Below are 25,939 nucleotides of genomic sequence, written 5' to 3'. Positions count from 1 at the left end.
GCGACCGGCTATGCCGGCGCGACGGCATCGAACTCGATCACGAGGTGGCGGGGGCCGCGCAACACCGGGTTGGGCCGGTACGGCGGCGGGTCGGTGACCAGCCGGGGATTGACCAGCCGGCGGGCCAGCGCGGACAGCGCCACCTGCGTCTCGGTCCGGGCCAGCGGCGCGCCGAAGCAGTAGTGGATGCCGCTGCCGAAGCCGAGGTGCGCGTTGTCGGCGCGGTCGGGGTCGAATCGGTCCGGGTCGGCGAAGCGCCCGGGGTCGCGGCTGCCGGCGGCCAGGACGAGCGCGAGGGGCGAGCCCTTCGGGATGGTGGTGCCGGCGAGGTCGATGTCGGCCAGGGCGCTGCGGCCGGTCAGCATGTGCACCGGCGGTTCGTAGCGCAGCAGCTCCTCGACCAGGCGCGTGCTCAGCTCGGGTTCGTGGCGCAGCCGTTCCAGCACGTCGGGGTGCCGCAGCAGGGTGAGCAGGCCGTTGGCGACGAGGTTGACGGTGGTCTCGTGGCCGGCGACCAGCAGCAGCCCGGCGGTGTTGAGCAGGTCGGTACGGGACATCGGCCCGTGCGGGCCCGCGTCGGTGAGCAGGCCGGAGATCAGGTCGTCGCCCGGCCGGCGTACGCGGGCGTCGGCGAGCGTGTTGAGGTATTCGCCCAGCTCGCGGGTGATCTCGCTTCTCCTGCGCTGCCGCTCCTCGAACGTTCCGGTGGTCGGGTCGAACGCCTCGACGGTGGCGTCGGCCAGGTGATGGAAGCGCGGCTCGTCCTCGCGCGGCACGCCGAGCAGGTGGCAGATCGCGGCCACAGGCAGCGGGTAGGCGAACTCGTCGACGGCGTCGATGCGGTTCTTCCCCGCGAACCCGTCGATCAGGCCGTCGGTGACCTCCGCGAGCCAGGGGCGCAGGGCGTCGACGCGCCCCGGCGACTGAGGCGGCCCGAACGGGCGCATCGCCAGTTCACGCAGCCGGTCGTGGTCGGGCGGGTCGAGGTTGATGAAGGGCAGGAGCAGGCTCTCCTCGGAAGCGAACGCGGCCTCGGCCATGCCGGGGCGGCTGCGGGGGTCGGAGCTGACCCGCGGATCGTGCAGCAGCGCGACGATCCCGTCGTAGGTGCTGATCACGTACGTGCCGTCGGCTTCCCTCGTCACCGGGGTCTTGCGCAGCTCGGCGTACAGCGGGTACGGGTTCGCGCGGCCGGCGGGGTCGAGGATCTGCTGGTAGAGGCTGGCCTGTGCCATGACGATGCCTTTCATGAACTCCGCGCGCGCAGCGCGTTCGGGACGACCCGATGGGCGGGCCGGATCACGCGTCGCGTTTCACCACACCCCTCATGAGCTGCACCTTCCCGCAGCATGCTGCGCGTTCCGTCAGGTGCCCGCCAAACCTCCGCAAGCAATCAAGACCGGGACGGCCCGGCCCGCGCGAGTACGCTCGCGAGGGTCACGTCCGCACCAGGAGAGGCGATCGGTGACACCGAGGCGAGCAGCCGCTGTCACGACGGCGGGGCAGGGTGGCCTTCATACGGCCTGAGCTGGGTCTTCCCAGGTGCAATTCACTGCAAATACATCCTTTGGCGCTCAAATGGTCACTGGATATCGTCACGATCGGCGAATGCACCGCTCACATGCCTTCCAGCTGACCGCGGCCGCCGCCGGCGCCGCTCTCTCACTCGCCTTGCTCGCCGTCCCCGCCCAGGCGACGATTTCGCCGGACGACAAGGGCGTCAGCCTGGCGTTCCTCGGCCGGTTCTCGACGGGGTCGGTCGGCACCGGCGCCTCGGAGATCACCTCGTACGACCCCGCCACCAAGCGCGTTTTCGTGGTGAACGCGCAGGCGGGAACGGTGGACGTCCTCGACATCCGCGACCCGCGCAACCCGAAGCGGGTCACCTCTCTGGCGGCTCCCGGAGCGAACAGCGTCGCCGTGAAGGGCGGCCTGGTGGCCGTCGCCCAGCAGGCGGCGACCAAGACCGGCCAGGGCAAGGTGACCCTCTTCCAGGCCCGTTCCGGCAAGAAGCTCAAGGAGTTCCCCGCGGGGGCGCTTCCCGACATGGTGACCTTCACCGAGGACGGTCGCCGGCTGGTCGTCGCCAACGAAGGCGAGCCGGAGTCGTACTGCGCGGACGCGGTCGACGACCCGGAGGGGTCGGTGAGCGTCATCGACGTGAAGCGCGGCACCGTACGCACTGCCGACTTCCGGGCGTTCAACGATCGGGCCGACGAGCTCCGGGCCGCGGGCGTGCGGATCTCCGGTCCGGGCGCGACGGTGGCCCAGGACCTGGAGCCGGAGTACATCACCGTGGACGGTGACACGGCATGGGTGACGTTGCAGGAGAACAACGCGGTGGCGATCGTCGATCTCGACCGCGCCAAGGTGCAGCGGATCGTGCCGCTCGGGTTGAAGGACTTCGGCGCGGTGGGTATGGACGCCTCCGACAAGGACGGGAAGATCGACATCCGTCCCCGGGCCGGGGTCAAGGGGATGTACATGCCCGACTCGATCGCGCACTTCCGTTCGAGGGGGCAGACGTACCTGGTCACCGCCAATGAGGGCGACGGCCGTGATTGGGACTGCTACACGGACGAGGTGCGGGTGAAGGACCTGACCCTGTCGGCGGCGGCGTTCCCGAACGCCGCCGCGCTGAAGAAGGACGCGGAGCTGGGCCGCCTGACGGTGGCCGCGGACTCGCCGAAGGACGCCTCCGGCGCCTACCGGGAGCTGCACGCCTTCGGCGGTCGCTCGATCTCCGTACGCTCCGCCACGGGTGCGCTGGTCTGGGACTCGGGGGACGAGCTCGAGCGGCTGATCGCCCGGGAGCTGCCCAAGGAGTTCAACGCCGACAACGAGGAGAACGGCTCCTTCGACAGCCGCAGCGACAACAAGGGCCCGGAGCCCGAGGGCGTCACGGTGGGTCAGGTGCGGGGCAGGACGTACGCGTTCGCCGGGCTTGAGCGGGTCAGCGGCGTGGTCGTCTACGACGTGACCGACCCCCGGCGCCCGGCCCTCGTCGACTACCTCAACACGCGCGACTTCGCCGGATCCGTCGAGGACGGGACCGCCGGTGACGTCGGCCCGGAGGGCGTCTTCTTCGTGTCCGCGGGGGACAGCCCGACCCGTAAGCCCCTGCTGATCGTGGGCAACGAGGTGAGCGGCACCACCGCCATCTACGAGATCCGGTAGGCGGACGCACGGAGCGGGCCTTGACGGGCCGGGAAGGTAACGTCATCGTCACGGGTGCCTCCCGCTGAAATCCGCGCCGGTCCGGTCCTCGAATGCGCGGCAGAAACCCGACCGGAGGTGCTCATGGTTCGACGAATCTCCCTCCTGCTCGTCCTGGCAGTATCGGCGCCGGCGCTGTTCGCCGGCACCGTCGCCGGGCCCGCCAACGCCGCGACGGCCATCGAGTACGGGCTGTTCGCCGCTCTGGTGCCCTGAGGGGCGGAGCAAGGGCGGATGTTCCGGCATCCGCCCTTGTTCGAGGAAATTCATGGCCGAGGTCAAAGCCATGAGGGATGCGGCTTCTGTGCCGAAGATTGACCCAATGATTACCTGTAGGGCCAATAGCATGAAAAATCATGCTATTTCGCCCAGTGTTACCCGGCTGGGCGTGAGTCGTCTCTCGTGAAGGGCCCAGCTCGATGTCTGATCCTCGACGCCCCCTGGAACTGTTGCGGAAGGCCTTCAACCGCCACGACCTGGACGGCCTCGCGGACTCCTTCGCCCCCGCCGCGGTCCTCGTCGCACCGGACGGCGTGGGCCAGGGCAGGGACGAGGTCGCCTCGTACTACGGCGCGTTCATCGAGGCGTTCCCGGACGCGAAATGCACCCCTTGGGCGCTCACGATCGCGGGCGACACCATGGTGGCGGAGTACACCCTGAGCGGCACGCACAAGGGCGCCTACCTGATGCCGGGAGGGGGCGTGGCCGAGGCGACCGGCCGCCCCATCCTCGTGCGCGCGTGCAGCGTCTCGGTCGTGGAGGACGAGCTCATCGTCAGCCACCGCATCTACTACGACCAGCTGGAGGTGGGCGCCCAGCTCGGCGGCGCGCTCAGCTTCGAGGAACACGAGCGACTGAGCTGACCGCGCCGCGGCGGCAACCGCCCGGATCAGCCGGCCAGGGGCGCGACGGCGCGCATGCGCTCGAAGTTGGCCACGTACTGGCGGTAGATCGCCTTGTTGTTGAGCCTGAGCAGTGTCTCGTCGTTGCGGCGCAGCGAGGTCTCGTTGTAGTTGTGGCTGCCGGTGAACACCCGGTGGGCGTCGCGGTCGCCGTCGTAGGAGCCTTCGATCAGCAGGTACTTGGAGTGCACGCGGCCGGGCAGCGCGCTGCCGTTGCCAAGGACGCGCACTTCGACGCGCGGTTCGGCCAGCAGGAGCTGCTTGACCTCCTCGTCCATGGTGCCGTAGACGATCTGGACGGTGAACACCAGGCATCGGCCCCGCGGGGCTGGCGACCCCCCGCCGCACCGTGGTCCGGCCACGAAGAGGGCGGGAACCGAGCCCGGTTCCCGCCCTCTTCGTCTTCAGCGCGCGGTGGCGCTGTCCCGCACGGCCTCCACCCGGTGGCGGCGTTCGGGCATGACCGGCAATGCGACCCTGGTCACGGCTGCGGCGCGCGACGGTCCCGCCGAGCCTCCAGCTCTTCAGGGCTGACCGGGATCAACATCGGCTGTCCGGGCGCGCAGAACATCGTCACCACGAACGCCGACTCCTCGTCCGCGAGGTGGTTGCCGTCCTGGTAATGGATCACGTCCCCGCCGGGCTCCCAGAACGCCTCGCCGGCCTTGACGACCCGCACGGGGTCGCCTTCGAGCTCGAAGTTGACGGCCCCCTTGACCACGTACCCGTACGCGGGCCCGGAGTGCCGGTGCGGCGGCGCGCCGGGGCTGTTCGGCGGCAACGTGACCAGGATCGTCATCGCCTCGGCCCCCTCCGGCGCGGGCGGCGCCCCCGGGACGGCGGCGATCACGTCGATCTTCGGCGGCGGGCCGCTCTTGTCGGGGTTCTCAAGGTGGTGCGCGTGAGCGTGGTCGGTGCTCATCAGGCTTCCTTCCAGGGAAGTGGCCGGCTCGATCCGGCCGTGTACCAGCTCAGACCAGACAGCACCCCGATATGTGACAACGCTCGTAAAGCTCAGAGGGCCAGGGCGGCCATGAAGGTCATGCAGGCCGCCATTCCGGCCGAGCACATGTCCTGGCCGCGCACCCGTCCGTCCGCGTTCCGCGGGGGCAGCACGCGGATGATCCGGGCGCAGGTCCAGGCCAGCCCGATGACCAGGGCCAGCGCGGCTGTCGAACCGCCTCCATGCGTGTGCCCGGACGGAGCGCCGGTGAGGGAGGGCCCGCCGATCGCCGTCAGCACCAGGAGGATAGGCATGATCACGAAATCCTGGAGGTGATGCCCGGTCTCCGCGCGGCGGGAGGGGGCGCCGCAGAGCCAGGCGGCGGTCAGCAGCGCCATCAGCGCGGCGGTCAGGAAGACGCCACCCCGATGCGCGGACCCGGAACCTTTGCTATTTTGAACACGGGCGATAACCAAGCCTGTACGGAACGAAATCGCAAGGCGGCCGGGCCGGTCGTCTCAGGGCGTGGAGACCTCCAGACGGTGGTCGGGTCTGTGAAACGCCAAGCGCCCCGTTCCACAACTCGTGGCGTCTGCGCTGCGGGTTCCCGCCGAAGGCGGGACGGGGATCCTCGCCGTTCACGGCGGGGTGCAGGTCAACTCCTCAGACAGGACAGCCCGACGAGCTGTGACAGGCGTCCCGGACGAAAGCAATGGGATGCGTCAGAAGTGCGTGGTCAGGCCGAACGTCTCGCGCAGGCGGGCCATGTCGTGCAGGTCGCGTTCCCTGGGCTCGTAGCCCTGGTGGAACGCGATCTGCAGGCCGGCGGACAGGCAGCGCACGCGCGCTCCCTCGATGGTGCCCGTGACGAAGGCCGCGGCCGGGTAGAAGAGCGTCCCGCCGCGGTCGTCCATGTGCTGCACGGCCGAGCTGTCCGCGGCGAAGTGCAGAGGGTGCAGATCGAGCTCGTGCCCCCGGTCATCGGTCATGACGAACCTGGCCGGTCGCCCGGGGACGGCGCCGGGCCGCTCGGCGTACCCGAGCGACTCCAGCGCGCCGATCACCTCCGGCTCCTGCTCGGCCCGGTGGAGCAGGTCGAGGTCGTGGTGCTCCCGGGTGACGTGCCCCACCAGGACGTCGATGCCCCAGCCGCCGCACACCCAGACCTCGCAGTCCGCGGCGTCCAGCGCGTCCAGCACCCGCAGCAACTCCCCGATCGGCAGCAATCGTCCTTCTCCCCGGCACCGTGATCTACGCGGTCAGGCTACTGCGCCGGCCGGGGCGGCGTCGCCCCTGCCGGCGCAGACCTCAGTTCACGCGGGTGACGCGGCCCAGGGCCGGGGCCTGCAGCGGGGTCTTCGCCCGGATGTAGGACTCGAAGGCTTCGATGTCGCGTACCTTCTCCACCCGGTCCGTGCCCTCGGTCAGCACGGAGAAGCCGTCGCCGCCGGTCGCGATGAAGGAGTTGGCGGTCAGGCGGTACTGGGCGGCCGGGTCGACGACGGCCCCGTTGAGCTTGATGGTCGCCGGGTCGATCTTGTCGCAGGAGGGCTTGGCGTTGTCGTAGGTGTAGGTGAGCCCCTGGGAGATGCCGAGCACGCGGGCGGTGCTCTGGCCGCACCACTGCTGCTCCAGCAGCCGCTCCAACTGGGTGCCGGTGAGCGTCATGGTGACGAGCATGTTGCTGAACGGCTGCACGCGCAGCGCCTTGCCGTGCGTGACCAGGTTCGCCATCTCGTTGCCGGTGGGGTTGACGATCAGGTCGCCGCCGATGCCGCCGCCGTAGGGCGGCTGGATCGCGATCTGGGCGCCGCCGGTCTCCGGGGTGGACGTGGCGAAGAGCCGGGCGTCGGCCAGGGCGTGGCCGACGGTGGACTCACCGGCGGCGTTGCGCACGGCGGTGAGGTCGCGGCCGAGCAGGCCGACGGGCCGGTCCAGCAGCTTCTGCCCCTGCTCGTCGGTCTTGCGGCGCAGGGCGGCGATCTGGCCGTCCGGCTTGATGTCGTGGGTGACGGTGATGTTCTCGGCCTTCGAGGCGGTCGGGTTGCCGCTCGCCCGGTCGACGGTCAGAACGATCTTGGTGAGCTCGCGCGTGTGGCCCGAGGTCTGGGTGACGGGGATGCCGTTGATCACGCAGTTGTACGCGTTGTGCGTGTGCCCGGAGATCACGGCGTCGACCTCGGGGTCGAACTTCTGCACGATGTCCTTGATCGGCCCGGCCAGGTTGTTGCACTCGTTGGGCAGGCCGCCGCCGGTCTGGCCGCCGCCCTGGTGGATCAGGACCACGACGGTGTGCACGCCCTTGGCCTTGAGCTCGGCCGTGTAGGTGTTGACCGCCTCGGCCTCGTCGCGTCCCTCCAGCGGCTTGGTGGGGCCGGGGGCCTCGTTCAGGGTGTTCTTGAGGCTGACGCCGATGATGCCGACCTTGACGCCCTTGACCTGCTTGACGATGTAGGGCGTCACCGCGGGCTTGCCGGTGGTGGTGTCGACGATGTTCGCGCCCAGGTACGGGAAGTCGGCGCCCTTGAAGTTCGGGAGCGCGCACCCGTCGATCGGGTGGCAGCCGCCGTTCTCCATCCGCCGGAACTCGGCCAGGCCCTCGTCGAACTCGTGGTTGCCGACGCTGGAGGCGTCCAGGCGCATCAGGTTGAGCGCCTGGATGGCCGGCTCGTCGTGCAGGGCGGTGGCGTTCATGGTGCTGGAGGAGATGTTGTCGCCGGCCGCGAGCCGCAGCGTGCCGTTGGGGTTGTCGCGCTGGAGCCGGTCCATGTGGGCGGCCAGGTATTCGGCGCCGCCCGCCGGGACCGGCCCGGACGGTGTCATGCCGAAGCTGGTCGGGAAACCGGAGTGGAAGTCGTTGAAGGCCAGTAACTGGATGTCCACCGTGTCGGCACGGGCGGGCAGCAGGCTGGTGCTCCCGAGCACCAGCGCCACGAGGAGGTTGCGCATGGTCACGAAGGTGACATACTCCCAACGGGTCACACAAGGGTGAAATTTTCTAACATCGTCCGCCTAATGTGAACTATTGACATCCATGGGGGAAAGCGGCAGGGTTCGTCGCATGTCACCGATCCTGGCCAGAATCCGGGGGGTCGAGCCCACCCTCACCGCGACCCACCGGCGCATCGCCGAGGCGATCCTCGCCGAGCCCGCAGCCGTGGCCGCCTCGACCATCGGCGAACTGGCGGAGCGGTGCGGCACCTCGCTCACCACGATCACCCGCTTCTGCCGCGAGCTGGGCCTGGCCGGCTACCCCGAGCTCAGGCTGGCGCTGGCGGCCGACCTCGGACGCAACGACGCCACCCCGCGCGAGCAGAGCCTGATCGCCTTCTCCCCGGACGACCCCGTGAGCCTGGTGCTGCGCAGCCTGCTGGCCAGCGACATGCGCGCGATGGAGGAGACGGCGGCCCAGCTCGACCTTGAGGCGGTGGACCAGGCGGTCTCCGTCCTGGTCAACGCCAGGTTCATCGACTTCTTCGCGGTCTCCGGCAGCGCTGGTGTGGCCATGGACCTGCACCTGCGCCTGCACACCATCGGCCGGCCCTGCGCGCTGTGGACCGACGTGCACAGCGCCGTCTGCAGCGCCAACGCGCGCGACAACCGCGACGTGGCGCTCGGCATCTCCCACTCGGGCACCACGGCCGAGGTCGTCGAGCCGCTGACCATCGCCAAGGAACGAGGCGCCACCACGATCGCGGTCACCAACTTCCCCCGCAGCCCGCTGGCCGAGGCCGCCGACATCGTCCTCACCACCGCCGCGCAGGACACCCCCTTCCGCGCGGGCGGGGTGGCCGCGCGCCACACCCAGATGCTCGTCCTGGACTGCCTCTACATCGGCGTCGTCCAGCGCACCCACGAGACCAGCAACCAACTCCTGACCGCCGCCACCGGCGCGGTCGCCAAGCACCGCCTGCCCCCGCGCTAGGAGCCACTCATGCGCATCGCCGCCGCTGTCGCCGCTGTCGCCCTGGTGACAGCCGTCACCGCCTGTTCCCCCTCGACCACCCCCCGTGCCAGCGAAGGCAAGATCACCCTCTCGGTCTGGGGATGGGGTCCCGAGGCCAACTACGACAAGATGTTCGCCGAGTACGAGAAAAGCAACCCCGGCGTCGACGTCGACGCCCGCTCCTTCACCACCGCCACCGAGTACGACACGATCCTGTCCACCGGCCTGGCCGGCGACAGCGGGCCCGACCTGGCCTGGCTGCGAGCGGGCGCCCAGCTGCAGCCGCTCGTCGAGGCGGGCCGGCTGCTCCCGCTCGACACCAAGGACGTGCCCGGCCTGGCGAGCTTCGACGAGGGCGTCCTGCGCGCCGCCAAGGGCGACAAGGACGGCAAGGTGTACGGCGTGCCGTTCGCCGTGCAGACCCTGCAGGTGATCTACAACAAGAAGATCTTCGCCGACAACGGCGTCACCCCGCCGAAGACCTATGACGAGATGATCTCCGCTGCCCAGAAGCTCAAGGCCAAGGGCATCATCCCGTTCGCCTTCGGCGGCAAGGACGACTGGATGCTGCCGATCGTGGCGAGCATCTTCGGCACCGCCCACTGGGGTGGCGACGAGTTCATCGCCGAGGTCAAGGCCAAGCGGAAGAAGTTCGCCGACCCGCGCTTCGTCGAGGGCATCGACCAGCTCAACAAGCTCAAGCCGTACTTCCCCGAGAACGTCGCCGGCGTCTCCTACACCGACGCGCAGATCCTGTTCTCCTCCGGCAAGGCGGCCATGTTCCCCGGCGGCCTGTGGGAGCTGAACTTCTTCGCCGAGAACGCCAAGGGCGTCGAGCTGGGCGTCTTCACCCCGCCCGTGCCGGAGGGCCAGGGCCTCATGCCCGGCTTCACCGACGGCTCCTACGGCATCAACGTCAAGACCAAGCACAAGGCCGAGGCGCTGAAGTTCGCCGCCTGGCTGGCCTCCAAGGACTACGGCCAGCTCTACACCGACACCGTGCGCACCTTCTCGGCCGTACCCGGCGTCACGCCCAAGGAGCCCCTGCTCGGCGAGGTGGCCACCGCCTTCGACCAGCACGGCGCGACCTACTTCATGAACGAGTTCGCCTACGGCAACCCGTCCTCGGCCGCGGTGTTCTCCAAGGCGCTGCAGGAGATGCTGCTGGGCCGCATCACCGCCAAGGAGGCGGCGGAGCAGCTCGACAAGAGCGTGTCCACATGGCTCTAGGCTCGCGGCGGGGATCATCGTATGTGTTCCTGATCCCCGCCTTCCTCCTCTATTCGGCGTTCGTGGTCTACCCGCTGTTCACCGGCCTGACCTACAGCTTCTTCTCCTGGAAGGGCACGCTGCGCGGCGGTTTCGCCGGGCTGGACAACTACGCCGGCCTGCTGTCGGGCACCTTCCTCGACCAGCTGCTGCCGGCGCTGGGGCACAACTTCCTGCTCTTCGCCGGCACCATGCTGGTGCAGAACACGCTGGGCCTGGCCTTCGCGCTCGCGCTGTCCCGCGTGCGGCGCGGCAAGCGGGCGCTGCAGACCGCGTTCGCCCTGCCGTACCTCGTCAATCCCCTGGTCATCGGCTACCTGTGGACGCTGCTGCTCAGCCCCGCCTTCGGCCCGGTCAACGCGTTCCTCAAGCCGCTCGGCCTGGCGATGCCGTGGCTGGGCGACCCGGACACCGCGCTGCCGACCGTCATCGTGATCACCACCTGGCAGTGGGTGGGCTTCCCGATGTTGCTGTTCAGCGCCGCTCTCGCCGGCATCCCCCAGGAGTACGGCGAGGCCGCCAGGACCGACGGCGCCAGCTCCTGGCAGGTGTTCTGGCGCATCACGCTGCCGCTGCTCAGGCCGGCCATGGCGACCGTCACCATTCTCAGCTTCATCGGCAGCATGGGCACCTTCGCCCTGGTCTACGCGCTCGGCGGCTCCAACGGCTCTCCGGCGGGCGCGACGGACGTGCTCGGCCTGCTGTTCTACCGGACCGCGTTCGCCTCGGGCGACGTCAACGCGCTGGGCACGTCCTCGGCGCTGGCGGTCTTCATGTTCACCTTCATCTTCGGGTCGACGCTGCTGCTCGAACGGGTCCTGAGGAGGAAGACGTGAGGGCTCTGGGGATCAAGATCCTGCTCTGGGGCTACGCGGCCTTCTCCATGGCGCCCCTGCTCGTCATGGTGCTCAGCTCGTTCCGGCCCACCAGCGAGATCTTCGACCGGCCGCTCGGCCCGCCCACCGGGTTCGGCAACTACGCCAAGGCGTGGACGGACGCCTCCTTCTCCACCTACGTGGTCAACTCGGCGGTCGTCGTGGTCTGCGCCGTGCTGCTGGGCGCGGTGGTCTCGCTGCTGGCCGCGTACCCGCTGGGCCGCAGGGAGTTCCGGGGGCGCGGCCTGTTCGCCGCCTACTTCATCTCCGGCATGACGTTGCCCGCCCACCTGGGCGTGCTGCCGCTGTTCTACCTGCTGGAGAGCATGGGGCTGGTGGACTCGCTGGCCGGGCTGGTGCTGGTCTACGCGGCCGGTTCGGTGCCCTTCAACGTCTTCGTGCTGACCGCCTTCTTCCGCCAGCTGCCGCACGAGCTGGACGAGGCCGCGTCCCTGGACGGCGCCGGGCCGTTCGCGACCTTCTGGCACGTGATGCTGCCGCTGGTCCGGCCCGCGCTCGCGACGGTGGTGGTCTTCCAGTTCGTGCCGATCTGGAATGACTTCTTCTATCCGCTGGTCCTGATGCGGGACGAGAGCAAGCTGACCCTGCCGGTCGGCCTCACCCACTTCTTCGGCCAGTTCCAGAACGATTGGGGGACGCTCTTCGCCGGCCTGGTGATGACGACGATCCCGCTGGTCGTGCTCTTCGTGCTGGCCACGCGCCAGATCGTCGCCGGGCTGACCGCCGGCATGAACCGTTGAGGAAACAATCTATGGATCTTGTGATGGCCTTCGCCGACGAGGCACGTTCCCGCCTGGACGGGCTGCTGGCCGACCAGTTGCCCGTCATCAGGCAGGCGGGAGCGCTCATCGCCGCCACCGTGCGCGCCGACGGCGTCGTGCACGCGTACGGGACTGGGCACTCCGAGGCGGTGGCGCTGGAAGTGGCGGGCCGGGCGGGCGGTTTGATCCCGACGAACCGGCTCACCTTGCGCGACCCGGTGGTGCTGGGGGCGGCGGACCCCGGTCTGTTCGACCCGCTGGCCGAACGTGACCCCTACACCGCGCACCAGGTGCTGGCCCTGCACACGATCGAGGAGTCCGACACCTTCATCATCGCCTCCAACTCGGGCGGCAACGGCTCAACCGTGGAGATGGCCCGGCTGGTCAAGGAGCGCGGCCTGCCGCTGATCGCGATCACCTCCCTGGCCCACTCCGGAGCCATCACCTCCCGGCATCCGTCCGGGGAGCGGCTGTTCGAGCTGGCGGACATCGTGATCGACAACCTCGCCCCGTACGGCGACGCCGTCCTGCCGACCGAGCACGGCCCGGTCTGCGGAATCTCCTCGATCACCTCGGCGCTGATCGTGCAGCTGATGGTCGCCGAGGCGATCGGCCTGCTCCTGGCCGAGGGAACGGTCCCGCCGGTCTACCTGTCGGCCAACATCCCCGACGCCGACGCGCACAACGACGCCCTCGTGACCCGTTACGCCGGGCGGATCAGGGTCGGGGCGCTGTGAGCCTGACGATCGCCGCCTTCTGGCCGCCGCCTCCCCACGAGACGACGGTCGCCCGCTACCGGGAGATCGCCGAGGCCGGCATCGACCTGGTCATCACCGGCAACTACCTCAACGACCGCGTCATCCTGCGGCACGCGCTGACCTGCGCCGAGGAGGCGGGGCTCGGCGTGCTGGTCGCCTCGGACCCGCGCGTGGACGTGCTGATGCGCGACCTGGACGTGGACCCCACGCCGCTGCTCGGCCGGGTGGTCGACGACTACCGCGCGTACCGCTCCTTCCGCGGCCTCAGCCTCATGGACGAGCCGCACGCCGAGCAGTTCCCCAGGGTGGCGGCTGGGGTCGCCGCCGTGCGCGCGGCCGGCGTCTTCGCCTACGCCAACCTCCTCCCGAGCCACGCCACCGGCCCCTACGACGCGTACGTGGGGGAGTTCGCTGAATTCGTCCGCCCCGACGTGCTCTCCTTCGACCGCTACCCCTTCCTTTCCGAAGGCTCCGACGAGGGCTACTTCGCCGACCTCGCGACGGTGCGCGAGCACGCGCGCCGAGCCGGCCTGCCCGCCTGGATGTACGTGCAGACCTTGGCCTACGAGGGGCACCGCGAGCCGTCGGCCGCCGAGCTGGCCTGGCAGGTCAACACCGCGCTGGCCTACGGCTACACCGGCATCCAGTACTTCACCTACTGGACGCCCGACCCGGCGCGCGGCGAGAGCTTCCAGCCGGCGCTCATCGACGGGGACGGCGTGCCGACCGAGCGCTTCGGCATCGTGCGCGACCTCAACACCCGCTGGCTGCGCCCGGTGGCGGCGGAGCTGTCCGGCTGGACGTCGGTCGACCGCGTCGGGCAGCGGGCCGGCGACGTCCTGGTGGGCCGCTACGGCGAGCGGCTGCGGTTCGTCTGCAACGCCCGCTTCGACGAGCCGGTCGAGGTCGCGCTCGGCGGGATCACCGAGGCGTTCGACCCGGCCACCGGCTCCTACGAGCCCTGCGGCCCGGCCTTCACCCTCGCGCCCGGCGCCGCGCGCCTGGTCCGATGACCCTCTTCGCCGGGGTCGACGCCGGTGGCACCGCCACCCGCGCCGCCCTGCACGCGGCGGACGGGACCAGGCTCGGGTACGGCACCGCCGGCCCGGGCAACCCGGCCGCGTACGGCGCCCCGGCGGCCGGGGCGGCCATCGAGCAGGCCCTGCGCCGCGCGCTCGACGGCCAGGACCCCTCACGGGTGGCCGCCTCGGTGGCGGGGGTCGCGGGCGCGGACGACGGCTTTGCCGAGGTGCTGCGCCGCGTCTGGGCCGCGTGCGGCATCGCGGCGCCGCCCAGGCTGGTGGGCGACGTGGTCATCGCCTACGCGTCCGGCACGCCGGCGCCCTCCGGCACGCTGCTGCTCGCCGGAACGGGGGCCGCCGCCGCCCGCTTCGCCGACCGCAGGGTGGTCGCCGTCGCCGACGGTCTCGGATGGCTGCTCGGCGACGAGGGCGGAGGGTTCTGGATCGGCCGGGCCGGGGTACGCGCGGTCGTCCACGCGCTCGATCGCGGTCTGCCGTACGGGCCGCTGATGGACCTGGTCTGCGCCCATTTCGGCGTGACGGGCGAGCCGCGGGGGCGCGCCGACCGCATCGTCCGGCTGGCGCAGGCCGACCGGACGCTGGTAGCGGCCGCCTGCCCGCTCGTGGCCGAGGCGGCGACGGCCGGGGACGGGCGCGCGGCGGAGATCGTCGACGAGGCCGCCCGGCGGCTGGTGGCGACGGCGGGCCGGGTGGCCGGAGAGGGCCCGATCGTGCTGGCGGGCGGCGTGCTGACCGCGGACGGCCCGGTCCGTACGGCGGTTCTGGGGCTGCTGGGCGACCGTGAGGTGGCCACCGCCCGGGACGGCGCGGCGGGAGCGAGCTGGCTGGCCGCCCTCGACCACCTGGGCGACCGCGGCACCCACGCACATTTCACGGCGAGCCCCATGGATTGATGAGTGTCCTGTCGGAGGTGGTCCGCGGGATGCTCAGCAGCGCTGTGTCCAGCGCTTGTTCGCAAAGACGTTACGACATCTGTTGGAGAACGATCCCAGAGGGCCGTCCTCGGTCTTGGTGCAAATGCTGTTGACGGTCTCCGTGCAGCGATTGGTCTCCACACACTCGTCATTGATGGTCGTGGTGCAGTATTCCTCCTCTTCCTCTTCCTCCTCGGGCGCGTCGGGATCCTCGTAATCTATTGCCGCCTCGACGGCGTCGCCGCCCTTCCTGCGAGCGCGGTACGCGTCCGAGTACGGTGCCCTGAAAGAACCCTCCTCGCCTTTCTTCCCGACCGCCGGAACATATCCGTCGATGCGGATGTAGTACCACGCGTAGCCTTTTTCGTCGTCGTCGCATCTGATGTCCGACACTCGGATGCGCGTTCGTTGCGACACGCACACCTCTACGCGGTCCTCGACGTCCTCGGTCCGCACGTCTGAGGCCAGGCCGCCTTTCGCGGGCGCCCTGTACCAGCCACCGGCGGGTTTTTTGAACGAGCCCTTCTTCGCTTTTGATCCGGTGGCGGGAACTCGCGCGTCCATCGCCAGGAAGTACCAGGAGTAGCCCGGTTCGGCGTCATCGCAGGCGCGATAGTCGGCCCGCACCCGCGTCTTCTTGACGACACAGATCTCGACGAACCCCTTTTCCTCTGCCGTCTCCTGGGGCGGCGGCATGACGGCCACCTGGCTGGGGGCAGAGCTGGGAGTCGTGGTCGTGGTGGCACTCGTGCATCCGGCAATCAAGGAGGCGGCCGGAACCAGGAAGGCTAATCGCGATCTGAGCGCTGACAAGGTTCCTCATTCTGTCCGGAGGGATCGTCAGGCCGATCAACGACCGGAACATGGCCGGGGTTCCTGAGGAAATCCCTGGGTGCCTCCCGCGTCCGCCCGCCCGCGGGGATGCCCCCAAGGCCGCACGCTGCGTATGTGACCTCGGGGGCGGTCTGGGCGGGGCAGGCTAGCGGGTGGTCATGAGGGTCAGGCTTTCGTCCTGCACGGATGTGGCGATCCCGCGGGTGATGCGGTAGTCGGCGAGGTCGGGGCCGTCACCGCCGATGATCTCCTGAGCGGCGAGGCGGCCGAGCTCGGGTGCCAGGTTGACGCCGCTGTGGGTGACGAGGTGGTACAGGCCGGGGGCGCCGGGGTGGGTGCCGGCCAGCGGGAGGCCGTCCGCGGGCACCGGCCGTACGCCGAGGCGGACGCCGGCCAGCCGGGCGGTGCGCAGCGCGGGGAGGACGCGCTGGCCGCCGGCGTGCAGGCGTTCGGCCAGGGCGTCGTCGCCCTGGCCGGGCAGCAGCGCGTCGACGGGCCAGGAGATGGAGCAGATCCGGTCCCCGGGGGCGGGGCGCAGGTCCACCTCGGGTGTGGCCAGGATGGCGTCGAGCCGCAGGCCGGGCACGGGGGTGCTCTCACCCACCAGCCCGGGGATCCGCGTCATGGGCAGGACGGTGCCGGCGAGCGCCGCGACGCGGTCGGCGTCCGGGCCGGTGCAGTTGACCACCCAGTCGGCCTCCCAGCGCCGCGTGCCGGTCTCGACACCGATGACGGCGTCGCCGCTGCGGATCAGCGCGTGCGCCCGCAGGCCGTACCGGATGTCGGCGCCGAGCGTGGCGGCGCGGTCGAGCAGGCGCTGGACGAAGAGCGGCGCGTCGTACCAGGCGCTCTGGTCGTGGACCACGAGCTCGCTCGCCGTGCACGCCGCCGGGTCGACGGCGGGGGCGAGTTCGCGCAGCTCGGACGGGTCGGCGATGCGGCAGGGGTGGCCCCACGACCTGAGGCGGACGGCCCGCTCCCTGAGCCCCCGCCGGCTCTCCTCGCTGTCGCCCCACTGGATGGCGGGCATGGGGTGCCGCCACGACGGGCCCCCGAACTCCTCGGCCAGCGTGGCGTGCAGGGCGGCGCTGGCGCGGTTCAGCTCGTAGTAGGCGCGCGGGGTCTTCAGATGGGTGACGTCCATGGAGAAGGTCGCGCTGGAGGTTCCCGCGGCGGGGCCGCCGGCTTCGATGACGACGACCTGAGCCCCTGCGACGGCCAGGTGGTACGCGACGGAGGCGCCGAGCACTCCGGCGCCGAGAACGATGACGCGGGACACGTGGAGATCTTTCTTTCGGGGGTCAGAGGACCTTGCTGAGGAACGCCCGGGTGCGCTCGTGGCGGGGCTCGCCGAGCACGGCGCCGGGCGGCCCGGATTCGACGACGATCCCGTCGTCCATGAAGACGATCGTGTCGCACACCTCGCGGGCGAATCCCATCTCGTGGGTGACGATGATCATCGTCATGCCGTCCTCGCGTACGAGGTCGCGCATGGCGTCCAGGACCTCGCCCACGAGCTCCGGGTCGAGGGCCGAGGTCGGCTCGTCGAACAGCATGAGATCGGGCCGCATCGCCAGGGCGCGGGCGATGGCGACGCGCTGCTGCTGGCCGCCGGACAGCTCGTCGGGGCGGCTGTGCGCCTTGCCGGCCAGCCCCACCCTGGCCAGCAGGGCGTGGGCGCGCTCGCGTACCTCGGCCTTCGGCTCCTTCCTGACCATGATCGGCGCCATCGAGATGTTCTCGAGCGCGGTCATGTGCGGGAAGAGGTTGAAGCGCTGGAAGACCATCCCGATGTCCACCCGCCGGGCGGCGATCGCCTTGTCCGGCAGCTCGTAGACCTTCCCGTCGCGCTCCTCGTAGCCGATCAGGCGGTCGCGGAAGTAGAGGCGGCCGGCGTCGATGCGTTCGAGGTGGTTGATGCAGCGCAGGAAGGTCGACTTGCCGGACCCCGACGGGCCGATCAGGGCCAGCACTTCTCCCTCCGCGACCTCCAGGTCGATGCCTTTGAGCACGTCGAGCGTCCCGTAACGCTTGTGCACGCCTTCCGCGCGGACGAGGGCCGTCATCTGCTGAACCTGCGTTCGATGTAGTGCTGCCCGGCGTTCAGGACGGTCGTGGCCACGAGGTACCAGAAGCACGCCACGGTGAGCAGCGGGACCTGCTGGAAGTTCCGGGAGTAGATGCCTTGGATCGAGGTCAGGAGCTCCGGCACGGCGATGGCGAAGACGAGGGAGGTGGTCTTCAGCATGGAGACCACCTGGTTGCCGGTCGGCGGGATGATGACCCGCATGGCCTGGGGAAGAATGATCTTCCGCAGGGTCTGGAAGCGGGTCAGGCCCAGGGCGTGGGCCGCCTCGGTCTGGCCGTGGTCGACGGAGGTGATGCCGGCGCGCACGATCTCGGCCATGTAGGCCGCCTCGTGCAGGCCGAGACCCAGCACCGCCGCGGTGAGCTGGGTGATGATCAGGTTGGTGTCGAACTCCAGGAACGTCGGCCCCCAGGGCACGCCGAGCCCGATCTTCGGCACCACCGCGGACAGGAAGTACCAGAACAGCAGCTGCACCAGCAGCGGCGTGCCGCGGAAGACCCAGATGTAGAACCCGCTCAGCGCCGACAGCAGGGGGTTGGGCGACATCCGCAGCACGGCCAGCACGACGCCGCCCGCGACGCCGACGACCATGGCGAGCACCGTGAGCAGCAGCGTGGTGCCGAGCCCGCTCAGGACCGCGGGGGAGAAGAGGTACTCGCCGACCACCTTCCACTCCATGCGCGGGTTGGCCAGCCACCCCTGCAGCAGGAAGATCACCACGAAACCGAGGACGGCCGCGCTCACCCAACGCCCCGGATGGCGGAGCGGGACGGCCTGGATCCGCTCCTGCGACGCCGCAGGAGCGGTCTGCCCGGTCGTGGTCACGACTCGCCGCCGTTGATCACGGCCTTGTCGAGGGCGCCCGTCGACATCTGCCACTTGGCGAGGATCTTGGCGTAGGAGCCGTTCTCCATCAGCTTCTGCAGCGCCTGCTGCACGGCCTTGGCCAGGTTCTGGTCCTCCTTGTTGACGAGGATCCCGTACGGCAGGTAGCGGTAGGGCTCGCCCACCTGCTTCATCCGGCCGCCGGACTGGGCGGCCTGGTAGGTGATGGTGGGGGTGCCGCCGATGAAGGCGTTGGCCCGGCCGGTGGAGACGGCCTGCAGACAGCCGACCGTGTCGGGGAACACCAGCACCTGGACCGCCGGCTTGCCCGCGTCCGTGCACTTCTTCTTCTGCTGCTCGGCGTCGTCGGCCTGGGCGGTGCCCTGCTCGACGGCCGCCGTCTTCCCGCAGAGATCGTCCAGCGACCGGATCGCCTGCGCGTCCTTGTCCTGGACCAGCAGCGAGCTGCTGGTCTTGAAGTAGTCGACGAACGTGACCTTCTCGCGGCGTTCCGGCTTGTCCAGCATCGCCTGGATGGCCAGGTCGTAGCGGCGTGCCTGCACGCCGGCGATGAGGCTGTCGAAGCTGGCCTGGTTGAACGTCACCTCGACGCCGAGCACCTGGCCGATGGCCTTCATCAGCTCGGGTTCCAGGCCGATGACGGTCTTGTTGTCGGTGTCGAGGAAGACCAGCGGCGGGTAGTTGTGACCCGCCGCCACGTTGAGCGTGCCACTCTTCTTGATCTTGTCGGGCAGAAGGCCGTTCAGTTCCTGACTCTTCTGCTGTGCCGGGGCGGCCGCCTGGGAAGCGTCCCCTCCGGAGCAGGCTGTCAGGGACAGGAGTCCCGCCAGGCCGAATGCGGCGGCTGTTCGGGTGAACCGCATCGCGCAGGACACCCCCTCTCGCGCTTGGTGCTGCGTTTCGTAGAGACCAATATTGGGGGTCCGTTTAGATACGACAAGGCCAGCGAGCATGCGCATTGGTGCACATCCTGTTCAGTCTTCCTTATCCTCTTTTCCGGCCTCCCCAGCTCGCCGACCTCGGTGATCGGTCGTGCCGCCTCATGAGGCTCGCGGTCTGGTGATGCTCAGGGCCGGACTGTTAAGTTGGGCCGATGCTTACCCCGGCCCAGTTGCAGGCGATCCGTGAGGTGGTCGCCACCGGCTCGCTCAGGACCGCCGCCAAGCGCCTCGGATTCACCCCGTCGGCCATCTCGCAGCAGGTCTCCTCGCTGGAGCGGACCCTGGGCGTCCAGCTGTTCGAGCGCCTGCCGCGCAGCATCCGGCCCACGGCGGCGGGGGCCGAGCTGGCCCGCAAGGCCACCCGGCTGCTGGCCGATCTCGAGGCGGCGGAGGAGGAGATGCGCTCCTTCGCCACTGCCCACCGGGGCAGGCTGCGGCTCGGCAGCTTCTGGTCCGCCGGGTTCCGGCTGGTGCCCGCCGTGCTGGCCGAGTTCCTGCGCGACCGTCCCAACGTGGACATCCGCTACGAGGAGGGCGATCCGCACAGGACCATTCCCGCCGTGAACGACGGCCGGCTCGACCTGGCCGTGGTCTTCGAATACGGCATGGTGCCGCACACCCGGCCCAAGGACCTGACCATGACGTTGATCATGGAAGAGCCGCTCTACGTGCTCGTGCCGACCGGGCATCGGCTGGCCACCCGAAAGCGCATCCAGTTCGGCGAGCTGTCGGCCGAACGATGGATCTCCTACACCGAGGGCATGGACGCCGCGCTCAACCTGTCGCACATCTGCGCGGCCAGCGGCTTCGACCCCGACGTGCTGTTCCGCACCAACGACTACAACCTGCCCTTCGAGCTCGTACGCAAGGGGCTGGGGGTGGCGATCGTGCCGGAGCTGGCGATGATCGAGTCACGTGACGTGTGCGTGTTCCGGCTCGGCGACCCCTCCCAGGTCCGCAGGGTCTTCACCGTGTGCCGCGCCACCGACCCCAACCCCCTGCTCGCCCACGCGACGAACATGCTCATCAACGCCGCCGAGTCCCTGCACCAGCGCGCGGACCTCCCCGTCGCCGTATGACCGCCGCCACCTCCGCGCGCCCTCATCGCGCTGCCACCCCCGCGCGCCCGGGGCGGCGGGCCTCAGGCCGGGCCGAGGAGCGGCTCGATGGACTCCCACGCTGGAGGCTCGGGCCACCCGCCCTCGCCCGCCGCGGTCGAGCCCGCCGCAGTCGAGCCCGCCTCCAGACCGAGGACCGCGCAGGCCAGCAGGTGCTCGCCGGGCTGCAGGTCGCCCTTCAGGGTGGGGATCGTGGTGTGCGGGACCAGCACGTTGGTGCCGGGCAGGGCCGTGACGAGGGCTCCCTCCCGCCGCCCTGACAGGTCCTCGATCACGCACAGGCCGTCCGGCGAGTCGAGCCTGGCCCACCCGGGACCGGCGTCGACGCGGGTGGGCGGCCGGTCCCGGTCGACCGCGAAGGCGCCTTCGGCCGTGCGCAGCGCCCGCCCGGTCCTGATCCGGTGCACCCGTACGTGCCACGGCGCCCGCGCCACCAGCCAGGTCTCGATCTCCACGTCGTCCCAGGGCGTCCAGCGCGAGTGCAGCACGCCGTCGGCGGCGGAGACGTGGTCCGGCAGCTCGCACGGCCGCCAGTGCTCGCCGTCCTCGCTGAGCGCCAGCGTGCTGTCGAAGGCGCCCTGTTCGAGCCCGTACGTCCCGGCGGGCACGCTGAAGCCGAACCGCGTGGAGTAGGCGAACTTGGCGTACTTGGCCGCGCCGTGCCGCGCCCACGGGTTGCGCTGCCCCGCGCTCAGCATCACCACGTGCCGCCCCTCCTCGCAGCGCATCAGCGCCGCGGCCGCCTCCGGCTGGGTGCTGACCTCGGGCAGCGGGGGCGCGTCGGCCTCCTTGGCCGCCCAGAACGGGTGCTCGGCCGGCAGGGCGAGCGGCAGGAACGCCTTCATGGCCCAGTAGGGCGAGCCGGGCGCGTTGTACTGCTCGGCCATGTGCGGCTGCGGGTAGCCGTAGCCGATGGTGAGCAGCCCCGAGGTGTCGCGGACGGGCTGACGGCCCCACCAGCGCAGGTTCCGCAGCAGGTGCCCCTTGGTCACCTCCCAGGGCAGCGCCTCGACCCCGGCGAAGGCCAGCGCCCCCCAGAACGCCGACTGCGCGAAGCGGTAGGTCAGGCTCCTGCCGAACGGCACGGCGACCCCCTCGCTGGTGAACCAGTGCTGGAAGTCGTGCGCGTACGCCGCCGCCCGCGCGCGGAAGCGCTCGGCCCTGGCCCGGTCGTCGCCGAGCGCCGCGTAGATGAGGCCGTAGTAGTGCATGGCGAACGGGATGTAGTAGTCGCGCTGCCACGTGGGCCCGTCGGAGTACCACCCGCGTCCGAGGTCGAACTGCTCCAGCCGGTCGAGCCTGGCCGTGTTGGCGTCGCGGTCGTAGGAGACCCCGACGCGGTCGAGCCCGAGCCCCACCATGACCGGGAAGAACAGCCAGTTGTTGTTGTTCGGCTCCACGGTGACCGAGTGCCGCAGCCAGGCGGCGACCGTGTCGCGCTGCCGGCCGGTCAGCGGGTCCCAGATCTGCTCGGGGGTCAGGGCGAGCGCCAGGCCGATGGCGGCGGTCTCGACCAGCCGCTGGTTCCGGTCGAAGGCCGCGCCCCAGTGGTCGGGGTGCTCAGGGTCGGTCCCGGCGGCGAGCCCGGCGCGCCAGAGCTCCCAGTGGTCGAATGTCCCGCCGCCGGCCGCCAGCGGGGCCAGCCCCCACAGCGGGCGGGCGAACGCCTCCAGCTCGGAGGACGCCTGGTCGTAGTGCGCCGTGTTGAACCCCAGCCGCAGCCGCCCACCGCCCGGACTGAACCGGGTGAGCAGCGGTTCGACCAGGTCAAGAACCTGACGCCGGAGGTCGTCTCGGTCGCTGCCAGGCCGTCCTGCGCGGTCGTCGGTGTCCACGGGCTCCCTCTTCTCCGCTGGAAAGCGCTTTCAGAGACAGGTTTCCCGCCGCCGCCCTCACTTGTCAACCGTGCGATCACGTGGCGGTGCCGTGCTGTCGCGCACGTGCAGCTCCATCGGCAGGTAGACCGGCTCCCCGTCGTGCCCCTCGGTCATGAGGGCCTCCAGGAGCTCGGCCGCCTGCTCGCCGAGCTGCCCGCGGGGCACCGACACCGTGGTCAGGCTCGTGTGCGCCACGTGGTCCAGCGCGATGTCGTCGAACCCGACCACCGACAGGTCCTCGGGCACCCGCACCCCGAGCTCGCGCATCCGGGTCACCGCCCCCAGGGCCACCAGGTCGTTGTAGGTGGTGAGCGCGGTGGCGCCGGTGCCGGCCACCTCGGCGGCGGCCTCGTACCCGCTGCGGCTGGTGGACCCGCACGGCAGGATCGTGACGGAGATGCCGAACGCCTTGGCCGCCTCCAGCGCCCTGATCCGCTCGGAGTTGGCCCAGGACACCTCGGGCCCGCTCAGGTAGGCGACCCGGCGGTGGCCGAGCTGCGCCAGGTGGCCGCAGATCAGCATCATCCCGCCGAAGAAGTCGGCGGAGACGGCGGGCGCGGCCAGGCCGGGGACGATCCGGTCGAGCAGGACGAGCGGGTGGTCCCGGGCGGTCAGCACGACCAGGTCGGCGCGCTCCATGCGGGAGGAGCAGAGCAGCACCCCGTCGCAGCTGCGCATCAGGTCCTCGACCAGGTCCTGCTCGATCGCGGGGTCGTCGTCCGACTCCATGACCATGACGCGGCGCCCGTGGGAGCGGGCGACGGCCGAGACCGCCTTGAGCACGTCGGGAAAATAGGGGTTGGCCAGGTTGGGGACCAGCACGCCGACCGTGCCCCACTCCCCGCGGGCCAGGCCCTGCGCCGCGGCGTTGGGCCGGTAGCCGAGCTGCCTGACCGCGTCGTGGACGCGCGCCGCCAGCGAGGGGTCGACCTTGGCCGTGCCGTTGAGCACGCGGGAGACCGTCGAGGGCGACACCCCCGCCGCCGCCCCGACGTCGCTGATCGTCACCCGGGCCGGCCGGCCCTGCCGCAGATTACGCACCCGCTCCTCCTCCCCCCGTGGAGCGCCCGTCAGCCGAGCAGCCCGCGTAGATGGTCAAGATCCCGCCGCACGGCCGCCGTCGGGTCGGCCGTCGGGTAGTGGACGTGCAGCGACAGCGACCCGGTGTAGCCGCGGGCGCGCAGCCCGGGGACGATCTCCGGCCAGGGGACCACGCCTCCGTCCGCGAACGGCTGCCACTCGCACACCCAGCCGTCGGCGGTGGAGCGCCAGACGGCGTTCTTCACTCCCATGCAGGCCATCCGATCGCCCAGCAGGTCGACGTTGAGCGCCCATGCCTCGCTGCCCTCCTTGGCCTGGTTGCCGGGGTCGGCGTAGAAGCGCACGTCGTTCAGGTCGCCGGCGAGCGCGAGGGCGAGCGACGCGGATGGATGGATCGTACCGTGATGCAACTGGACCGCCAGCCGCGTGCCGTGCCGGGCGGCGAGGTCGGCCAGGCGCGACAGCGCGGCCCTGGACTCCTCCAGCTGACGGCGGTATCCGGCCGCGGGGTCGTAGCGGTAGAAGCCCGCCCGTACGAGGGGGACGCCGCTCTCGCCGCAGGCCGCGATGATCCGTTCGGCGTCTTTGCCGACGTCGAGCAGGTCGGTGGTGACGACGTCGAGGGTGAGCCCGCGGCTCTTCAGCTCCGCGGCGACGACGGCGATGCCGCCGGGGTCGGCGGGGCTGACCGTCTGCCCCTCGCGCACGACGAGGTCCGCCCCGTCGACGCCCAGCGAGGCCAGGTTCTCGGCCAGCGCGGCGGGGCCGATGGGGCCGAAGGGCTTGGTGAAGGCGAGCAGGCGCACACGTACTCCCAAAGTCAGAAAGCGCTTGTAAGGATTCTTTCAGCGCGCCGATCGCCGGCGCGCTGGAGTCGAAGAATGCCAGTAAAACGAGCAGTAGATCGACGGCAGGGGCCGTCGGCGGACAGCCCCATGACCGAGCATCGATCTGAAACCGCTTTCTCACAAGTCTTGAATCGGACTGTGACCGGGGTTACTCTCGACCCACCTTCGGGCAAGCGCTTACCAAGTGCCCGAGCGCCCCTCTGGCCTCCGTCTCTCGGGAGGGCTTCATGAACCCCCATCGGCCCGCGGTGATCACCGCAGCCCTGGCGTCACTGCTCGTGGCGGCCTGCGGTACATCGACCAACAGCAGCAGTGGTGGCGGCGGCTCGCAGACCACGCTGCAGATCTGGGACTTCTCCGCCGAACAGGTGAACTTCCACAAGGACATCGGCGCCCAGTTCACCAAGGAACATCCGAACATCAAGATCGACTGGCGCTCGATCACCCAGGCCGAGTACATGAAGACCCTGCCTCTGGCCTTCCAGAGCAACCAGGCGCCGGACATGTTCTACTGGAACGCGACCGGGCTGTCCCAGTTGCTCGACCAGAAGTGGATCAGCCCGCTCAACCCGGGCGGCACAGTCCCCGCGGACTTCGCCAAGCGCTGGCCGGACGGGTCCTTCCTCGAAGGCATCAACATGCAGGGCGGGAAGACGTACGGCTTCCCGTTCTCGGAGAACCTCTACTGGGGCTCCGGCTACATGTTCCTCAACAAGCAGGTCTTCCAGCAGGCCGGGCTGGACGTCAACAACCCGCCCAAGACCTGGACCGACCTCAAGAACACCTGCGCGCAGATCAAGGCCAAGACCAAGGCACAGTGCATCGCGGCGCCCACCAAGGGCGTGGACATGCAGCGGATCTGGTTCGGGCTGATCAGCAGCGTCTCGACGGATGAGTTCTTCGACTACAAGACGGGCAAGTTCGACCTGACCGAACCTGGGCAGCAGAAGGCCTTCGCCTTCATCCAGGAGCTCAACAAGGCCGGATACCTGGCGCCGGGCACCAACGACAAGAACTTCTCCCGCCAGCAGTTCGCCGCCGACCAGGCCGGCATCATGTTCGACGGCACCTGGCTGCCGAGCGTGTGGGCCAGCCAGGGCTTCACCAGCGACAAGTACGTGGTGGCGCCGCGCCTCAACCCCGACGGGGGACAGACCGGCGCGGCCGGCCGCAGATACGACACCAACAAGTACTGGGTCAGCTCGCAGACCAAGAACCCCGACGCCATGTGGACGTTCATCCAGTGGATGACCGACCCCGACGGCTACTTCGTCAAGCAGTACTACAAGAGCGCCTTCGGCACGCTGGCCTACGTCGACAACGACAAGATGGTCACCGACCCGGCCCTCCGGCAGATCATGAAGATCGGCGCGTCGCCGGGCTACCGGGTCCAGCTTCCCGTCCCGCTGCTCAAGTGCCCCGACATCGCCAAGTCCAAGGCGTACGTCAACGCGCTGGCCAAGAACCCCGACGGGGAGTGGGCGGCCATGGGCGAGGCGCTGGTCACCGGCCAGCCCCTGGCGTCCACGGGCGCCGCCATCGTCAAGCAGCGGCAGGCCGCCCTGGAGGAAGGGCTCAAGCAGGAGGCGGCCAGCGGGCTGAAGGTGTCGATGGACTGCTACACGTTCCCGGACTGGGACTACACGAAGGACTACACCAAGGACATGTACCCGAGCTGACTCTCCCGCGTGAGGACA

At 70.2% G+C, this 25,939-nt stretch carries 26 protein-coding genes; 12 read left to right on the top strand and 14 right to left on the bottom strand.

Features of this window, described 5'->3' with window-relative positions:
* Window positions 1-8: 8 nt before the first annotated feature.
* Window positions 9-1,250, bottom strand: a complete 1,242-nt coding sequence (locus tag ABZS69_RS19610; RefSeq protein WP_355374005.1) for a cytochrome P450 — start codon at window positions 1,248-1,250, stop codon at window positions 9-11.
* Between the two features lie 358 nt (window positions 1,251-1,608).
* Between ABZS69_RS19610 and ABZS69_RS19605 the strand changes: the two genes are divergently transcribed.
* The 3 genes from ABZS69_RS19605 to ABZS69_RS19595 all read left to right on the top strand — a co-directional run bounded on the left by ABZS69_RS19605 (window position 1,609) and on the right by ABZS69_RS19595 (window position 4,079).
* Window positions 1,609-3,177: a choice-of-anchor I family protein gene (locus ABZS69_RS19605; protein WP_355374002.1), complete on the top strand. Its 1,569-nt coding sequence runs from the start codon at window positions 1,609-1,611 to the stop codon at window positions 3,175-3,177.
* A gap of 123 nt (window positions 3,178-3,300) precedes the next feature.
* The gene (locus ABZS69_RS19600; protein WP_355374000.1) at window positions 3,301-3,432 is read left to right on the top strand and encodes a hypothetical protein; all 132 of its coding nucleotides are present in this window, start codon (window positions 3,301-3,303) and stop codon (window positions 3,430-3,432) included.
* A gap of 203 nt (window positions 3,433-3,635) precedes the next feature.
* Window positions 3,636-4,079: an ester cyclase gene (locus ABZS69_RS19595; protein WP_355373997.1), complete on the top strand. Its 444-nt coding sequence runs from the start codon at window positions 3,636-3,638 to the stop codon at window positions 4,077-4,079.
* Window positions 4,080-4,105: 26 nt separating this feature from the next.
* On the opposite strand, the gene ABZS69_RS19590 is transcribed toward ABZS69_RS19595, so the two are convergent.
* The 5 genes from ABZS69_RS19590 to ABZS69_RS19570 all read right to left on the bottom strand — a co-directional run bounded on the left by ABZS69_RS19590 (window position 4,106) and on the right by ABZS69_RS19570 (window position 8,010).
* Window positions 4,106-4,426, bottom strand: a complete 321-nt coding sequence (locus ABZS69_RS19590; RefSeq protein WP_355373994.1) for a phospholipase D-like domain-containing protein — start codon at window positions 4,424-4,426, stop codon at window positions 4,106-4,108.
* 173 nt (window positions 4,427-4,599) lie between these two features.
* Window positions 4,600-5,040, bottom strand: coding sequence for a cupin domain-containing protein (locus ABZS69_RS19585; protein WP_355373992.1), 441 nt, complete (start codon window positions 5,038-5,040; stop codon window positions 4,600-4,602).
* Window positions 5,041-5,132: 92 nt separating this feature from the next.
* The gene (locus ABZS69_RS19580) at window positions 5,133-5,459 is read right to left on the bottom strand and encodes a hypothetical protein (protein ID WP_355373989.1); all 327 of its coding nucleotides are present in this window, start codon (window positions 5,457-5,459) and stop codon (window positions 5,133-5,135) included.
* Between the two features lie 324 nt (window positions 5,460-5,783).
* Window positions 5,784-6,287, bottom strand: a complete 504-nt coding sequence (locus tag ABZS69_RS19575; RefSeq protein WP_355373986.1) for a hypothetical protein — start codon at window positions 6,285-6,287, stop codon at window positions 5,784-5,786.
* Window positions 6,288-6,369: 82 nt separating this feature from the next.
* The gene (locus ABZS69_RS19570) at window positions 6,370-8,010 is read right to left on the bottom strand and encodes a bifunctional metallophosphatase/5'-nucleotidase (protein WP_355373983.1); all 1,641 of its coding nucleotides are present in this window, start codon (window positions 8,008-8,010) and stop codon (window positions 6,370-6,372) included.
* Window positions 8,011-8,122: 112 nt separating this feature from the next.
* Between ABZS69_RS19570 and ABZS69_RS19565 the strand changes: the two genes are divergently transcribed.
* The 7 genes from ABZS69_RS19565 to ABZS69_RS19535 are packed head-to-tail and all read left to right on the top strand — an operon-like array spanning window position 8,123 to window position 14,627.
* Window positions 8,123-8,986 (top strand): MurR/RpiR family transcriptional regulator, encoded by an 864-nt coding sequence (locus ABZS69_RS19565; protein ID WP_355373980.1) that lies wholly within the window; start codon window positions 8,123-8,125, stop codon window positions 8,984-8,986.
* A 9-nt stretch (window positions 8,987-8,995) separates the two neighbouring features.
* Complete coding sequence (locus tag ABZS69_RS19560; protein WP_355373977.1) at window positions 8,996-10,237, top strand: extracellular solute-binding protein; 1,242 nt, start codon at window positions 8,996-8,998, stop codon at window positions 10,235-10,237.
* Between the two features lie 23 nt (window positions 10,238-10,260).
* A complete protein-coding gene (locus ABZS69_RS19555; RefSeq protein ID WP_355373975.1) occupies window positions 10,261-11,112 on the top strand; it encodes a sugar ABC transporter permease in 852 nt (283 codons plus the stop codon).
* Window positions 11,109-11,912 carry a carbohydrate ABC transporter permease gene (locus ABZS69_RS19550; protein ID WP_355373972.1) on the top strand — a complete coding sequence of 268 codons (804 nt, stop codon included), beginning with the start codon at window positions 11,109-11,111 and terminating at the stop codon, window positions 11,910-11,912. Before ABZS69_RS19555 ends, ABZS69_RS19550 begins: the two co-directional genes overlap by 4 nt.
* Before the next feature lie 11 nt (window positions 11,913-11,923).
* A complete protein-coding gene (locus tag ABZS69_RS19545; protein WP_355373970.1) occupies window positions 11,924-12,670 on the top strand; it encodes an SIS domain-containing protein in 747 nt (248 codons plus the stop codon).
* Window positions 12,667-13,704, top strand: a complete 1,038-nt coding sequence (locus ABZS69_RS19540) for a hypothetical protein (RefSeq protein ID WP_355373967.1) — start codon at window positions 12,667-12,669, stop codon at window positions 13,702-13,704. Before ABZS69_RS19545 ends, ABZS69_RS19540 begins: the two co-directional genes overlap by 4 nt.
* A complete protein-coding gene (locus tag ABZS69_RS19535; RefSeq protein ID WP_355373965.1) occupies window positions 13,701-14,627 on the top strand; it encodes a BadF/BadG/BcrA/BcrD ATPase family protein in 927 nt (308 codons plus the stop codon). Before ABZS69_RS19540 ends, ABZS69_RS19535 begins: the two co-directional genes overlap by 4 nt.
* Before the next feature lie 33 nt (window positions 14,628-14,660).
* On the opposite strand, the gene ABZS69_RS19530 is transcribed toward ABZS69_RS19535, so the two are convergent.
* The 5 genes from ABZS69_RS19530 to ABZS69_RS19510 all read right to left on the bottom strand — a co-directional run bounded on the left by ABZS69_RS19530 (window position 14,661) and on the right by ABZS69_RS19510 (window position 19,280).
* Entirely contained in the window at window positions 14,661-15,344 is a 684-nt protein-coding gene (locus tag ABZS69_RS19530) for a hypothetical protein (protein WP_355373962.1), read from the bottom strand.
* A gap of 283 nt (window positions 15,345-15,627) precedes the next feature.
* The gene (locus ABZS69_RS19525) at window positions 15,628-16,761 is read right to left on the bottom strand and encodes an FAD-binding oxidoreductase (protein WP_355373960.1); all 1,134 of its coding nucleotides are present in this window, start codon (window positions 16,759-16,761) and stop codon (window positions 15,628-15,630) included.
* A 22-nt stretch (window positions 16,762-16,783) separates the two neighbouring features.
* Window positions 16,784-17,548, bottom strand: a complete 765-nt coding sequence (locus tag ABZS69_RS19520) for an amino acid ABC transporter ATP-binding protein (RefSeq protein ID WP_355373957.1) — start codon at window positions 17,546-17,548, stop codon at window positions 16,784-16,786.
* Window positions 17,545-18,396 (bottom strand): amino acid ABC transporter permease, encoded by an 852-nt coding sequence (locus ABZS69_RS19515; RefSeq protein WP_355373954.1) that lies wholly within the window; start codon window positions 18,394-18,396, stop codon window positions 17,545-17,547. The genes ABZS69_RS19520 and ABZS69_RS19515 overlap by 4 nt, the downstream gene beginning before the upstream one ends.
* A complete protein-coding gene (locus ABZS69_RS19510; protein WP_355373952.1) occupies window positions 18,393-19,280 on the bottom strand; it encodes an ABC transporter substrate-binding protein in 888 nt (295 codons plus the stop codon). The genes ABZS69_RS19515 and ABZS69_RS19510 overlap by 4 nt, the downstream gene beginning before the upstream one ends.
* A 230-nt stretch (window positions 19,281-19,510) precedes the next feature.
* On the opposite strand from ABZS69_RS19510, the gene ABZS69_RS19505 reads away from it, so the two are divergent.
* Window positions 19,511-20,437, top strand: a complete 927-nt coding sequence (locus ABZS69_RS19505) for a LysR family transcriptional regulator (RefSeq protein ID WP_355373949.1) — start codon at window positions 19,511-19,513, stop codon at window positions 20,435-20,437.
* Window positions 20,438-20,499: 62 nt separating this feature from the next.
* On the opposite strand, the gene ABZS69_RS19500 is transcribed toward ABZS69_RS19505, so the two are convergent.
* From ABZS69_RS19500 to ABZS69_RS19490, 3 genes are read right to left on the bottom strand one after another with little or no spacing between them, the layout of a single operon-like run.
* Window positions 20,500-22,311, bottom strand: a complete 1,812-nt coding sequence (locus tag ABZS69_RS19500; RefSeq protein WP_355373946.1) for a DUF2264 domain-containing protein — start codon at window positions 22,309-22,311, stop codon at window positions 20,500-20,502.
* A 57-nt stretch (window positions 22,312-22,368) separates the two neighbouring features.
* Window positions 22,369-23,394 (bottom strand): LacI family DNA-binding transcriptional regulator, encoded by a 1,026-nt coding sequence (locus ABZS69_RS19495; RefSeq protein WP_355373944.1) that lies wholly within the window; start codon window positions 23,392-23,394, stop codon window positions 22,369-22,371.
* Between the two features lie 29 nt (window positions 23,395-23,423).
* Entirely contained in the window at window positions 23,424-24,200 is a 777-nt protein-coding gene (locus ABZS69_RS19490; protein WP_355373941.1) for a sugar phosphate isomerase/epimerase, read from the bottom strand.
* Between the two features lie 269 nt (window positions 24,201-24,469).
* Here ABZS69_RS19490 and ABZS69_RS19485 point away from each other — a divergent pair, with 269 nt between their 5' ends.
* Window positions 24,470-25,921: an extracellular solute-binding protein gene (locus ABZS69_RS19485; protein ID WP_355373939.1), complete on the top strand. Its 1,452-nt coding sequence runs from the start codon at window positions 24,470-24,472 to the stop codon at window positions 25,919-25,921.
* Window positions 25,922-25,939: the final 18 nt, after the last annotated feature.

The organism is Nonomuraea sp. NPDC005650 (assembly GCF_040605375.1).
GTDB lineage: Bacteria > Actinomycetota > Actinomycetes > Streptosporangiales > Streptosporangiaceae > Nonomuraea.
The sequence above is the reverse complement of the archived record's forward strand: the minus strand, read 5'-3'. Positions and strand labels throughout refer to the sequence as shown.